Here is a 13,286-nt window from a genome sequence, read left to right as displayed (position 1 = left end):
ACGACGAACCGGTCGCGGCAGGCGGACCGCACCGCCTCGGGTCCGGCGTCGCACAGCAGGCGGTCGACCACCGTGGCAGCCTTCCCCAGATCCGTGCGATCCACGACCCGGACCTCACCGTCAGCGTGGAGGGCACGCCACCGGCTCCCGGGACGGCGCGCCCGCAGGCGGCGAAGGTCAGCGCGTCAGGTGCTTCTCCGGGATCGGCGCGTCACCACTGGCCCGCTGCGCGCGATAGTACGCACGCGCCTCGTCCTGCCGCTCCTGCTCCTGCCCCGACGCGATGGGCGCCCGCAGGTGCTCCGGGCCGTACCCGAACGCGTCGACCAGGTCCTGCGCGTGCGGCCGCAGCCGCGCCAGCAGCCGCTCGATGTACGACGTGACGGTGCGGGCACGCCCGGCCGACAGGCGCCCGTTGACCAGGTACCACGCGAGGTTGCGCTCGACGAGCGTGAGCCCGAACAGGTCGCGCACCCACGTGAGGACCTGCTTCGTCCCCGGGTCCTCCACGCGCTCGACCGCCCGCGTGAACGCCTCCCACTGCACGCGCTCGGCGTGCGCGCGCGCCGCCTCGATGAGCTCGTGCTGGTGGGCGTTGAACAGGTCCGCGGCCTTCTCCGGGCTCATCTTGCGGGCCGGGGCGAGCGCCTGCGCGACGTGCGCCACCATCGTCTCGACGCGGTCCGTGAGCAGGTCGCGCTGCGTCTGCGTGTCCCGCAGCCGGCCGACGGACCGCCGGGCGTCGCCCCGGTCACCGAGGGTCTGGACGGCCCGGATCAGAGGCGTGCGGTGCATCGCGGCGTCGGTGACGCGGTCGACGACGAACCGCGCGAGGTCGCCGCGGTCGGCCTGCGTGACCTTGAGCGCCTTCGCGTAGTCCCCGAGCAGCCGCTTGGCGACGAGCTGGTACAGCACGGTGTTGTCACCCTCGAACGTCACGTACACGTCGAGGTCCGCGTGCAGCCCCGTCAGCCGGTTCTCGGCCATGAACCCCGCACCGCCGCACGCCTCGCGGCACTCCTGCAGCGTGCGCAGCGCGTTCCACGTCGACGTCGGCTTGAGCGCCGCCGCCAGCGTCTCCAGGTCCTCGCGGTTCTCCGGGGTGTCCCCGCGGCCGGAGAACACCTCGTCGAACGCCGCCAGCAGCTCCTCGTGCGCGAACGCCGTGGCGTACGCGTCCGCCACCAGCGGCAGCAGCCGGCGCTGGTGCTGGCCGTAGTCGAGCAGGACGACCTCGTCGCCCGTGCCGCCGGCGAACTGCCGGCGCTGGTTGGCGTACGTCACCGCGATGGCCAGGGCGATCTTGCTCGCGTTGGCTGCGGCGCCGTCGAGCGAGACACGGCCCTGCACGAGCGTGCCGAGCATGGTGAAGAAGCGCCGCCCGGGGCTCTTGATGGGCGAGGAGTACGTGCCGTCGGGGGCGACGTCGCCGTACCGGTTGAGCAGGTTCGTGCGCGGGACCCGGACGTGCGTGAAGTGCAGGCGCCCGTTGTCGATGCCGTTGAGGCCGCCCTTGACGCCGTCGTCCTCGCCGCCGATGCCGGGCAGGAACTCCATCGTCCGGGGGTCACGGATCGGCACGTAGAACGCGTGCACGCCGTGGTTGACGCGCGGGCCGTCGGGCGCGGCCGTGACGAGCTGGGCGAACACGACGGCCGCCGTGCCGTGCACCGCCGCGTTGCCGAGATAGTCCTTCCACGCCGCACGGAACGGCGTGTGGATGACGAACTCCTGCGTCTGTGCGTCGTACTCCGCGGTCGTCCCGATCGACGCGACGTCCGAGCCGTGGCCGGCCTCCGTCATCGCGAACGCGCCGGGCACCTGCAGGTGCATCGCGTCGGACAGGAACGTGTCGTGGTGGTGCTGGGTCCCCAGGTGCAGGATCGCCGAGGCGAACAGCCCCCACTGCACGCCCGCCTTGATCTGCAGCGACGGGTCGCCGGCGACGAGCTCCTCGAAGCGCGCGAGCGAGCCGCCGTGGTCGTCGGCGCCGCCGAGGTGCGTCGGGAACGACCGCAGGACGTCGTGCTCGGCCTCCAGGCGGCGCAGCTGCGTGAGCACGCGCTCACGGTGCTCGGCCACCGACTGGCCGTCGATCTTGTGGAAGAACGGGTCGGCGGTGACCGCCCGCGCCTCGCGGCGCAGCTGCGCGTACTGGCCCAGCAGCAGGTTCTCGAGCGCTGCCACGTCGACGCGCGGGGGCGCGGCGGCAGCGACGGGGCGGGCCGTGGGGCGGTCGGTGGTGGTGGTCATCGCTGCTCCCTGGTGGTGTGCCCGGCGTCGTCGCCGGTCGTGTGCTGCTGGTCCGCCGGGTGGGCGGGCGTGCGGGGACGGGTGTCGAGGTCGGCGGTGCCCGACGGTGCGGGCTGCGCCGGTGGGCGGGGGTGCTCGCGGGCGAGCAGCCCGACCGGTCCGGCCCACAGCCACGCGGCGACCTGGGCCGTGAGGGTCTCGCGGTCGGGCGTGCCCGGCTCGCCCCGGTGGGCCAGCCACCACTCGCCGGCGCCGCGGACGAACCCGACGGCGCCGGCGGCCCACGACTCGGCGAGCGCCACGGTCGCCGGGTCCGGTCCGGTGTCGGACTCCTCGGCCTCCGGACGGCGTGCGACGCGCACGTCGTCCCGGTCCTCCGTGAGACCGCGGGCGAACGGGGCGGCGACGAGGGCCGTGACCGAGTCGAGGAAGTGCCCCAGCGGGCCTCCCGACTCCACCGACCCGTCGCGCGTGACGAACGCGTACACGTGCGGCGACGACTCGATCATCTCCAGGTACACGGCGACCATCGCGCGCAGGCCCTCGCGGGGCGTGGGCGCCACGCGCAGCACACCCTCCAGGGCGCCGCGGATCTGCAGGACGACGGCCTCGGCGACCGCGATCTGCAGGCCGGTCTTGTCGGTGAAGTACCGGTAGACGATCGACTTGGACGTCCCCGCCGCGGCGGCGATCTCCTCCATCGAGACGTCGGGGCCGCGGTGGTGCACGGTCTTGCGGGCCGTGCGGACCAGCTCGGCGCGCCGGGCCTCGCGGTGGTCGGCCCAGCGCGTCGAGCGGCCGTCGGCGGGGGCGTCCTCGTCCACACCGTCCGGCACGACGGCACGTGCGGACGGGGGCACCCGCGGCACGGGCCGGCCGGGCGCGTCGTCGCGCGATCGGTTCGAGGAGGTCGTCGTCGACGCTCCCGGAGTGACGGGGCTCACGCAACCGAAGGTATCAGGTACTGTGAGTTCCGGACACCCTTCCGGGACGAACGTCCCTCCCGCCAGAGCGGGACAGGGTCACCGGAACGACCGCACGCCACAGACGCCGATGCGAGAGGGAACGCCAGATGGCCACCCGTAAGCCGAGCACGTCCCCCGCCACGCCCACCACGCCCGCAGCCCTGCCCCGCACCGCGTACGTGCTCGGCGGCAACCGGATCCCGTTCGCCCGCGCCGGGGGCAGGTACGCGCAGGCGAGCAACCAGGACATGCTCACCGCGGCGCTCGACGGGCTCGTCGCCCGCTACGGGCTGCAGGGCGAGACCATCGGCGAGGTCGCGGCCGGGGCGGTGCTCAAGCACAGCCGCGACTTCAACCTCACGCGTGAGGCCGTCCTCGGGTCGGCCCTCGCCGCCACCACCCCGGCCTACGACGTGCAGCAGGCCTGTGCGACCGGCCTGGAGACCGTGGTCTCGCTGTCCAACAAGATCCGCCTCGGCCAGCTCGAGTCCGCCATCGCCGGCGGCGTCGACACGACGTCCGACGCGCCCATCGCCGTCAGCGACCGCCTGCGCCGCGTGCTGCTCGACCTCTCGCACGCGAAGACGCCGCAGCAGCGGCTCAAGGCTGTCGCCCGCCTGCGTCCCAAGGACCTCGCCCCGGCGACGCCCCGCACGTCCGAGCCGCGCACCCACCTGTCGATGGGCGAGCACCAGGCCCTGACCACCGCCCAGTGGGGCATCACCCGCGAGGCGCAGGACGAGGTCGCGCTGCGCAGCCACCAGCGCCTCGCCGCCGCCTACGACGCCGGGTTCTTCGACGACCTCGTCACGCCGTACCGCGGCCTGACGCGCGACGCGAACCTGCGCGCCGACACCTCGCTCGAGAAGCTGGCGAAGCTGAAGCCGACCTTCGGTCTGGGTCTGGACACGCCCGCCACCATGACGGCCGGCAACTCCACCCCGCTGACGGACGGTGCGTCCACCGTGCTGCTCGGGTCGGCCGAGTGGGCTGCCGCCCACGACCTCACGCCGCTCGCCGCGGTCGTCGACGCGGAGGCCGGCGCGGTCGACTTCGTGCACGGTGTCGACGGGCTGCTCATGGCGCCGGTCTTCGCGGTCCCGCGGCTGCTCGCCCGGCACGGGCTGCGGCTCGAGGACCTGGACTACGTCGAGATCCACGAGGCGTTCGCGTCCACCGTCCTGACGACGCTGGCCGCGTGGGAGTCCGCCGAGTTCGGCCGCGAGCGCCTGGGGCTGGACGGCGCGTTCGGCACCGTCGACCCTGCGCGGCTCAACGTGCACGGCTCCTCGCTGGCCGCCGGGCACCCGTTCGCCGCGACGGGCGGTCGCATCGTCGCCACCATTGCCAAGGAGCTGCACGCGCGGCGCGCCGCCCAGGTGGCCGCCGGCGACGACTCCCCCGTCCGTGCGCTCGTCTCGGTCTGCGCGGCCGGTGGCCTGGGCCTCACGGCCCTCCTCGAAGCAGCCTGACCCTCTGCGGCGGGAGCCCTCTCCCGCCGCAGCGCAGTCCCGCCCCTCCCCTCGGCGACAGAGCGATCGGCTCCCCGGTGGGAGCGGGCGACCCGCCGGACCCGACGACGCAGGAGTCGTGATGACCGACCGCTACCTCGAGCTCGTCAACAACGGGCTCACCCAGAAGCTCGCCAAGCAGCTCGGCCTGCCGCGCCCCGCCGTGCTGCGCCGCCACCGCCCCGGCCGGCCGCTGCTCGACGGCCCCGCGCTGGTGCTGGGCTCCGGGCCCGACGCCGACGCGGTCGCGACGCTGCTGTCCTCGCCCCCGGGCGGCGCCACCCCCACCGGTGACGCCCCGGCCGTCCTCGACGGCTGGGACGTCGAGGTGCACCGCCACGCGTCGCCGGACACCCGGTACGCGGCCGTCGTGCTCGTGCTCACCGACGTCGAGCACCCGGACGACCTCACCGCACCGGTGCTGGCGGCTGCGAGCACCCTGAGGTCGCTGCGCGGCGGCGCACGGGTCGTCACGATCTCGCGGCCCGCCCTGGACTCCGACGCCCCGGCCGTCGCGGCCGCCCGGCAGGGGGTCGACGGGTTCCTGCGGTCGCTGGCCAAGGAGCTGCGCGCCGGCGGCACGGGCAACGGCGTCGTCGTCGCCGAGCCGGTGCCCGTCACCGCGCCGAGCGTGGTCGCCGCGCTGCGGTTCTTCCTGTCCGCGCGGTCGGCGTTCGTCGACGGGCAGCTGCTGGAGGTCGACTCCGACGCGGGCGAGCTGCCCACCGACTGGGAGAAGCCGCTCACCGGCAAGGTCGCGGTGGTCACGGGTGCCGCGCGCGGCATCGGCGCGGCCATCGCCGACGCGCTCGCGCGGGACGGTGCCACGGTCGTCGCGGTCGACGTGCCCGCGGCGGGCGAGCAGCTCGCGCAGGTCGCCAACCGCGTGCGCGGCACCGCCCTGCAGCTCGACGTCACCGCGCCCGACGCCGGCGAGCGGATCCTCGAGCACGCCAGGAGCCGTCACGGCCGGCTCGACATCGTGGTCCACAACGCCGGCATCACGCGGGACAAGCTGCTCGCCAACATGAGCGACGACAAGTGGTCGTCCGTGCTGGCCGTCAACATCGACTCCCAGCTGCGCATCAACGAGGCGCTGCTGACCTCCGGGGACTTCGTGGACGCGCCGCGCATCGTCTCGCTGGCGTCCACGTCCGGCATCGCCGGCAACCGCGGCCAGACCAACTACGCGGCGTCCAAGGGCGGCGTCATCGGCATGGTCCGGGCGACCGCACCGCTGCTCGTGCCGTTCGGCGGGACCGCCAACGCCGTGGCCCCGGGGTTCATCGAGACCGAGATGACCGCGCGGATCCCGGCCGTCACGCGGCAGGTCGCGCGCCGGCTGAACTCCCTGCAGCAGGGCGGCCTGCCCGTCGACGTCGCGGAGGCCATCGCGTTCCTCGCCTCCCCGGCCGCCGGGGGGATCGTCGGGCGCACGCTGCGCGTCTGCGGCCAGAACATGGTGGGCCGGTGACAGGCGGTCCGACGTCCGGGCCGACGTCCGGGCCGGCGACCGAGGTCGTCCTGCCCGCCGTTCCCGGGCTCGGCGGGCTCTACGGCCGTGGGCTGGTCGCCTCCGCACGCTCGGTGGTGCCCGGTGGCGCGCGGGCGACGTCCCGCGGGCTGCCCGACGTCACCTACGTCGTGCACGACGTCCACGCCGACGCCGACCACCTGACCGCGTACCAGCACCTGCTCCACGAGCCCGGCACGGACGCGCTGCCGGCGGGGTACGTGCACGTCCTGGCGTTCCCGGTGGCGATGGCGCTGATGGTCCGTCCGGACTTCCCGCTGCCACTGCTCGGGATGGTGCACCTGGCCAACCGCGTCGAGCAGCGCCGTCCGCTCGCGCTCGGCGACCGGCTCGCCGTGCGGGCCTGGTCCCAGGACCTGCGGCCGCACCGCTCGGGCACCCAGGTGAACCTCGTCACCGAGGTGAGCGCCGACGGCGAGGTCGCCTGGCTCGGTGTCTCGACGTACCTCGCCAAGGCCGTCCGCCTGCCCGACGCGCCCCGCGACGAGACCCCGCGCCCCGAGTTCACGCCGCCGGTGCGCACGGGTCGCTGGGAGCTGCCGGCCGACGTCGGTCGCCGGTACGCCGCCGTCTCCGGCGACCGCAACCCCATCCACCTGTCGCCCGTCACCGCGCGGGCGCTGGGGTTCAAGCGGGCGATCGCGCACGGCATGTACACGGCGTCGCGGGCCCTCGCGGACGTGGGCGCCGCACGCGGCGACGCGTTCGTCTGGTCGGTCGAGTTCGCCGCGCCGGTCCTGCTGCCCGCGACGCCCGACGTGCGGGTCGCCCCGGACGGCGACGGGCACGCGTTCACCGTCTGGCACCCGCGCTCGGGCCGGCTGCACCTCGCGGGGCAGGTCACCCCGCTGTCCTGACCGCCCGCGAGCGCTCGGCCCCCAGTCCGCGAGAGGTCGATCCAGCACACCCCACCCGTGCTGGATCGCCCTCTCGCCGGCTGGGGGCCGCGGTGCGCAACGGCGTTCGCCCGGGAGGCCGTCGGGCGAGGGTGTCCGCGGTCCGTGGGAGGGTCGGGCCATGCTGAACGGTGACGCGTACGACCTCGAGCCCGACGCCGACCTCGACGGCCTGGCGTTCCGCGGGCTGGACCTGACCGGCCGCGACGCGTCACGCGCGAGGTTCCTCGACTGCGAGGTCGAGGACTGCGACCTCGACCAGGTCACGATGGACGGCGTGCGGGTCCTCGACACCACCTGGACGGGGGTGCGCGCCGGTGCGCTGCCCGCACCGTCCTCGACGTGGCGGGACGTGACGCTGACGGGCGTGCGCGTCGGCGCGCTGACCGCGTTCGGCTCCACGTGGACGCGGGTCCACGTCGTCGGCGGCAAGATCGACTACCTCGACCTGCGCGAGTCCACGGTGGACGAGCTGCGGCTGGAGGGCGTGACGCTGGGTGACCTGGACCTGAGCCACGCGCGCGTGCGCCGGCTCACCGTCGTCGACTGCGACCTGCGCCGCCTCGACGCGACCCAGGCACGCCTGGTGGCGTGCGACCTGCGCGGCGCGCGGCTGCGGGTCGTCGAGGGGGTCGGCAGCCTCGGCGGCGCGCAGGTCACCCACGACCAGCTGCTGGACCTGGCACCTCTGCTCGCCCACCACGTCGGGCTCGTCGTCGAGGACTGACCCCTCGACCGCACCGCGGCTCACCAGCCCGCGAGCGCGACCACCTCCGCGGCGACGTCCTGCGGCGTCCGACCGTCGGTGGCGACCCGGTGCACGCCCGTGCCGGCCCGCTCGCCCAGCCGCACCGCGGCGGCGTCCGAGCGCGCGACGTGCGCGTCGTACGACGCGCCGTGCTCGCGCCGGCCCAGCCGCTCCCGCGCGGTCGCGTCCGAGCCGGTGAGCAGCACCGACGTCACGTGGGGGCGGTCCCCCACGGCGGCGGCGAGCACGTCGGCCTGCAGCACGCTGACGGTGTTCGTGTACACCAGCCGCCGGTACCCCAGGGCGCGGTAGCGACGCCAGACGTCCGCCAGGTTGGCCTCGGCCACGCCGTGCTCCCACGGCGCCGGGTGCGCGAGGTCCAGCGCGTCACCCTCGACCCAGGCGTGCGGCACGTCCCGCGCGACGAGCAGGTCGTGGACCGCCGCGGCGACCGTCGACTTGCCGACCCCGGACCGCCCGCCGAGCAGCAGCACCGACGTGCGCGCGGCGGGCACCCCGTCCCCGGCGAGCCGCTCCTCGAGCCCCGCGCGCACGTCCGGCCACTCGTCCGCGAGCACCGAGAAGTACAGCGAGTCCTGGCGCGTCCCGTCGGCGGCGACACGGTGCCCCCGCAGCCGACCCTCCGGCCGGGCACCGAGCCGGGTGACCGCCGCGATCGACCGGGCGTTGCGCGCCTCGACGCGGTAGGCGACGCGCGCGACGTCCCACGTGTCGAAGGCGTGCGCCATCAGCAGCAGCTTGCAGGCGGGGTTCACGTGCGTGCCCCACACGCGCGGGTCGGAGAACGTGTGCCCGACCTCGAGCCGTCCCATCCGCAGGTCGACGTCGTAGAACGACGTGGACCCGACCACCTCGCCGTCCACGAGCACCGCGAACGCGTACCGCGCCGGCGTCCCGTGGGCCGTCCGCACGACGTCCCGCAGATCGTCGACGCCCCGGGGCGTGGGCGACGTCATGCCCGCCCACACCCGGTCGTCGACGAAGGCCGCGAGCGCCGTCGCGTGGTCCTCGGCGAGGGGGACGAGGCGCACACCGTGGCCGTCGAGCGTCAGGTCGTGGAGCACGCGGACGATCCTCCCCCCGCCCCGACCGGGCGACCAGCGGATTCGCGGGTGTCCCGCACGGTGGGACGTCGCCCGCCGCGGGGCGCGCGTCGCCGGCGCGACGGCCGGGTCGGTGCGCCTCAGTCGTCCAGCGCCGGCCCGCAGGCGGCCGCCGCGGTCGCGGCCAGGTGGTCCAGCCCTTGCACCTCGATGAGCGGGCGCGTGTCGTCGACGACGGACCAGCAGCCGTCGACCACCTCGTACTCCGCCTGCGTCCCGCGCACCAGCAGCACGCCGAGCGCGGCGACGAGCCGGTCCACGTGCTCGGCCGTCGTCCCGACCCCGACCGACGCGCGCACGGCGCCGTGGGACGCCCCGAGGTGCGCGAGCAGCGGGTGCGCGCAGAACCGCCCGTCGCGCACGCCGATGCCGTGCTCGGCCGCCAGGTACGCCGCGACCAGGCCCGGGTTCAGGTCCGCCACCGTGAACGTCACGACGCCCACCGGGTCGGTCGAGTCCGGCCAGATCCGCGCGACGCGCACGCCGTCGAGCCGCTCGAGGCCTCGCACCAGGCGGTCCCGCAGCGCCTGCTCGTGCGCCTCGAGCGCACCCGCGGGCAGGTCGGCGAGCGTGTCGCAGGCCTGCGCGAGCGCGATCGCCCCGAGCACGTTGGGCGACCCGGCCTCGTGCCGGGCAGGTGCCGGCTGCCAGACCGTCCGGTCGGCCCGCACGTCACGCACCGCACCTCCCCCTGCGAGGTACGGCGTGCCCGTGTCGAGCCAGTCCCGGCGCCCCACGAGGGCGCCGGCACCGAACGGGGCGTACGTCTTGTGGCCGGAGAACGCGACGTAGTCGACGTCCGTCGCGGCCAGCGAGAACCCCCGGTGCGGCACCAGCTGCGCACCGTCCACGGCGACCCGGGCACCGGCACCGTGCGCGAGCGCGACCACCCGGTCCAGCGGCAGCGCCTCCCCCGTCACGTTCGACGCCCCGGTCACGGTCACCAGGGCGTACGGGCGGCGTGCGAGCTCGGTGCGCAGCGCGTCGAGCGTGGCCGCGACCGTCGGCTGCACCGGCAGGACGGTCGCGACGCGCCCCGTCCCGGACTGCCCGCCCCCGCTGTGCTGCACCCACGGCAGCAGGTTGGCGTGGTGCTCGACGTCGAGGACGAGCACCGCCTCGCCGTGCGGCACGACGCCGGCGAGCAGGTTGAGCGAGTCGGTGGTGTTGCGCGTGATGATCGCGACGTCGTCCTCGCGGGCCCCCACGAAGCGGGCGATCGACTGCCGGGACGTCTCGTAGAGCGCGGTCGAGACCTGCGACAGGTAGCCGGCGCCGCGGTGCACCGAGGCGTACAGCGGCAGCACCTCGGCGACGCGCGCGCCCACGGACTCCAGCGCGGGGGCGCTGGCGGCGCAGTCGAGGTTGGCGTAGGTGCGGCTGGTGCCGTCGACGAGCGGGACGGTGGTCGACGCGCCGACGACCGGCAGCAGCGGCGCGTCCCCGCTGCGCGGTCCGGGGGCCGCGGTGCCCGACGCCTCGTCGGCACACGCGAACAGCTCGGTGATCGTGGTCATGGTGCTCCTCCGGAACGGTCCGGGGACCGCCGAGGGCCCCGCGCTTGCCGGCGCCGAACGGCGCGCGGCCAGGTCGTCACCCGGGGCACCCCACCGCGGAGGAGGGTTGCCGGCCAGCGAGCCGGGGCTTGTCGCTGGCGCTCATGACCTGTGTCGAGGATCGGCCGCCCGGCGCGGGCATGTCAACGGCACCACGCCGCCGCTCTCAGGATGCGAGACGCGCCGTCTCACCTTCCGTACCTCGCGGCGCGCGCTCCAGGCTGTGCAGCATCACCACGCTGCGGTACGTCTTGCCGGGCCACTGCACGACGTCGGCGTCGACGAAGCCCCACCGCCGGTACATCGCGCGCAGCGGCGCAGCGGGCTCCGCCGTGTCCAGGCCCACCGACCGCATGCCGCGCGCGAGGGACCACTCGCGCAGCACGCCCCACAGGTACGTCGCCAGCCCTCGCGCCCGCAGGTCCGGACGGACGGCGAGCTGGTTGAGCCAGACGCGGTCCGGCTCGAGCGCCAGGTCGGTGAGCGCCTTGATGCCGCGGCCAGGAGGGCTGGTCGCGGTGATGGTGCCCGCGAGGCCGCCGGCCGCGTCGACCAGCACCCACGAGGCGCCCACACCGAGGCTGCGCCGGGCGGTCGTCGCCTCGTCCTGGGTGGCACCCGTGAAGTTCAGGCCGCGCGCGGCGAGGTCCGCGTACGCGTCGTGCAGCAGACGCGTCAGCGCCGGCACGTCATCAGGGGTCACGGGTCGCAGCACGAGGTCCTCGGGGGCGTCCATCGCGCACCACCCTGGCACGGCCCGCGGCCCCGTCGCACCGCGGCGGGGCGTGCGTGAGACGCCCTGCCGGTGGCGACGCACCCTGGCGTAGCATCGCGGCGACCATCCAGAGCGGCCGAGAGATCTGGCTCGACGACGCCGCAGCAACCCGCACGGGCGACCGTGGCCGAGGGTGCTACCGCCAGAGACGATGGGAGGACCATGACCGTGCAGCCACGTCCCGCACCCGGGTACGCCGGGGACCTCACCCCCACCGAGGCCTGGGACCTGCTCGCCGAGCGCGACGACGCCGTCCTCGTCGACGTCCGCACGGACGCCGAGTGGCGCTACGTCGGCGTGCCGGACCTGCGCGGCCTCGGCCGCCAGGCGGCACTGGTGGAGTGGGTCTCCTACCCCTCGGGGCGGCCGAACGCCGCGTTCCTCGACCAGCTCTCGGCGGCGGGCGTCGCGCCGGGCGACGAGCGCCCCGTCGTGTTCCTGTGCCGGTCGGGGCAGCGGTCGATCGGCGCCGCGCAGGCGGCGACGGCCGCGGGCTACGGCCCGGCGTACAACGTCCTGGAGGGCTTCGAGGGCCCGACCGGCCCCGACGGTCACCGCGGGCACACGGGCTGGCGTGCCGCCGGCCTGCCGTGGCTCCAGCCGTGAGCACGCCCGACCTGCCGCCCGACCTGCCGCCCGGCCCGGGCGACTGGGACGACCACCGCCTCGACCGCGGGACCCTGCGCCCCGACACCCTCGCCGTGCGCGGCGGGCTGGTGCGCAGCGGGTTCGGCGAGATGTCGGAGGCCGTGTTCCTCACGCAGGGCTACACCTACGCCACCGCCGCGCAGGCCGAGGCCGGGTTCGCGGGCGAGGTCGACCGGTTCCTGTACTCGCGCTACGGCAACCCGACCGTCGCGACGTTCGAGGAGCGGCTGCGGCTGCTCGAGGGCGCGGAGGCGTGCTACGCGACGGCCACGGGGATGTCCGCCGTCTTCACGGCGCTCGCCGCGCTCGTCCGGTCCGGCTCCCGGGTCGTGGCGGCGCGGGCGCTGTTCGGCTCCTCGGTGGTCATCCTCGACGAGATCCTCGCGAAGTGGGGCGTGCGGACCGACTACGTCGACGGCCACGTGCCCGAGCAGTGGGAGCAGGCCCTCGCGACGCCCGCGGACGTCGTGTTCTTCGAGACGCCGTCGAACCCGATGCAGGACCTCGTCGACATCGCTGCCGTCAGCCGCCTGGCGCACGCGGCCGGGGCGACCGTCGTCGTCGACAACGTCTTCGCGACGCCGGTCTTCTCCCGCCCGCTGGAGCACGGCGCCGACGTGGTGGTCTACTCCGCCACGAAGCACATCGACGGTCAGGGGCGGGTGCTCGGCGGCGCGATCCTCGGCTCGGAGGAGTACGTGCGCGGCCCGGTGCAGACGCTGCTGCGCAACACCGGCCCGTCGCTGTCGCCCTTCAACGCCTGGGTGCTGCTCAAGGGCCTGGAGACGCTCAGCCTGCGCGTCCGCCACCAGGCCGCGTCCGCGCTGGACCTCGCCGGCTGGCTGGAGCAGCAGCCGGGGGTCGCGCAGGTGCGCTACCCGTTCCTGCCCTCGCACCCGCAGCACGCGCTGGCCCGCGCCCAGCAGACCGGAGGCGGGACGGTCGTCACCCTCGACCTCGCCGTCCCGGCGGGTGCGACGCCCGACGTCGCGAAGAAGGCGACGTTCGGGTTCCTCGACGCGCTGCGCGTCGTCGACATCTCCAACAACCTGGGCGACGCCAAGTCGATCGTCACGCACCCCGCGACGACGACGCACCGCCGGCTCGGCCCGGCGGGCCGTGCCGCGGTGGGCATCGGCGAGGCCACCGTGCGGCTGTCGGTCGGGCTGGAGGACGTCGAGGACCTGCGGGAGGACCTCGCGCAGGCGCTGGCGACGCTGCCGGACTGACCCGCGCGGACGCCGCCGGCCCGCGCCGCGCGGGCTCGGTCCGGTTC

The 13,286-nt window shown here is 75.3% G+C and carries 11 protein-coding genes and 2 riboswitches; of the genes, 6 read left to right on the top strand and 5 right to left on the bottom strand.

Going from position 1 to position 13,286, the window contains the following annotated elements:
- Positions 1 to 177 precede the first annotated feature (177 nt).
- Both J1G43_RS05075 and J1G43_RS05070 read right to left on the bottom strand, forming a co-directional pair.
- The gene (locus J1G43_RS05075) at positions 178 to 2,253 is read right to left on the bottom strand and encodes an acyl-CoA dehydrogenase (RefSeq protein ID WP_207370137.1); all 2,076 of its coding nucleotides are present in this window, start codon (positions 2,251 to 2,253) and stop codon (positions 178 to 180) included.
- Positions 2,250 to 3,089, bottom strand: coding sequence for a TetR/AcrR family transcriptional regulator (locus tag J1G43_RS05070; RefSeq protein WP_307859480.1), 840 nt, complete (start codon positions 3,087 to 3,089; stop codon positions 2,250 to 2,252). Before J1G43_RS05070 ends, J1G43_RS05075 begins: the two co-directional genes overlap by 4 nt.
- A 236-nt stretch (positions 3,090 to 3,325) precedes the next feature.
- Between J1G43_RS05070 and J1G43_RS05065 the strand changes: the two genes are divergently transcribed.
- From J1G43_RS05065 to J1G43_RS05050, 4 genes are all read left to right on the top strand, one after another.
- Positions 3,326 to 4,690, top strand: a complete 1,365-nt coding sequence (locus J1G43_RS05065; protein ID WP_207339315.1) for an acetyl-CoA C-acetyltransferase — start codon at positions 3,326 to 3,328, stop codon at positions 4,688 to 4,690.
- A gap of 121 nt (positions 4,691 to 4,811) precedes the next feature.
- Positions 4,812 to 6,203: a 3-oxoacyl-ACP reductase gene (locus tag J1G43_RS05060; RefSeq protein ID WP_207339316.1), complete on the top strand. Its 1,392-nt coding sequence runs from the start codon at positions 4,812 to 4,814 to the stop codon at positions 6,201 to 6,203.
- A complete protein-coding gene (locus J1G43_RS05055) occupies positions 6,200 to 7,120 on the top strand; it encodes a MaoC/PaaZ C-terminal domain-containing protein (protein ID WP_249670620.1) in 921 nt (306 codons plus the stop codon). Before J1G43_RS05060 ends, J1G43_RS05055 begins: the two co-directional genes overlap by 4 nt.
- A 160-nt stretch (positions 7,121 to 7,280) precedes the next feature.
- Positions 7,281 to 7,886 (top strand): pentapeptide repeat-containing protein, encoded by a 606-nt coding sequence (locus J1G43_RS05050; RefSeq protein WP_207378078.1) that lies wholly within the window; start codon positions 7,281 to 7,283, stop codon positions 7,884 to 7,886.
- A 20-nt stretch (positions 7,887 to 7,906) separates the two neighbouring features.
- Here J1G43_RS05050 and J1G43_RS19555 read toward each other — a convergent pair whose 3' ends face one another.
- From J1G43_RS19555 to J1G43_RS05030, 3 genes are all read right to left on the bottom strand, one after another.
- On the bottom strand, positions 7,907 to 8,992 hold the full coding sequence (locus J1G43_RS19555; protein WP_307859479.1) for a GNAT family N-acetyltransferase: 1,086 nt from the start codon (positions 8,990 to 8,992) through the stop codon (positions 7,907 to 7,909).
- 119 nt (positions 8,993 to 9,111) lie between these two features.
- Positions 9,112 to 10,548 (bottom strand): aminotransferase class V-fold PLP-dependent enzyme, encoded by a 1,437-nt coding sequence (locus J1G43_RS05035; RefSeq protein WP_207370134.1) that lies wholly within the window; start codon positions 10,546 to 10,548, stop codon positions 9,112 to 9,114.
- A 35-nt stretch (positions 10,549 to 10,583) separates the two neighbouring features.
- A riboswitch (SAM riboswitch) is annotated at positions 10,584 to 10,697 on the bottom strand.
- Positions 10,698 to 10,753: 56 nt separating this feature from the next.
- Positions 10,754 to 11,323: a GNAT family N-acetyltransferase gene (locus J1G43_RS05030; protein WP_207370133.1), complete on the bottom strand. Its 570-nt coding sequence runs from the start codon at positions 11,321 to 11,323 to the stop codon at positions 10,754 to 10,756.
- Positions 11,324 to 11,422: 99 nt separating this feature from the next.
- A riboswitch (SAM riboswitch) is annotated at positions 11,423 to 11,520 on the top strand.
- Positions 11,521 to 11,524: 4 nt separating this feature from the next.
- On the opposite strand from J1G43_RS05030, the gene J1G43_RS05025 reads away from it, so the two are divergent.
- Together J1G43_RS05025 and J1G43_RS05020 are read left to right on the top strand one after the other, a co-directional pair.
- Positions 11,525 to 11,968 (top strand): rhodanese-like domain-containing protein, encoded by a 444-nt coding sequence (locus tag J1G43_RS05025; RefSeq protein ID WP_207370132.1) that lies wholly within the window; start codon positions 11,525 to 11,527, stop codon positions 11,966 to 11,968.
- A gap of 23 nt (positions 11,969 to 11,991) precedes the next feature.
- Positions 11,992 to 13,239, top strand: a complete 1,248-nt coding sequence (locus J1G43_RS05020; RefSeq protein ID WP_242635422.1) for an O-succinylhomoserine sulfhydrylase — start codon at positions 11,992 to 11,994, stop codon at positions 13,237 to 13,239.
- Positions 13,240 to 13,286 lie beyond the last annotated feature (47 nt).

This window comes from Cellulomonas sp. zg-ZUI22 (assembly GCF_017353535.1).
Lineage (GTDB): Bacteria > Actinomycetota > Actinomycetes > Actinomycetales > Cellulomonadaceae > Cellulomonas > Cellulomonas wangleii.
This window is presented reverse-complemented; position numbering and strand designations above follow the sequence as displayed.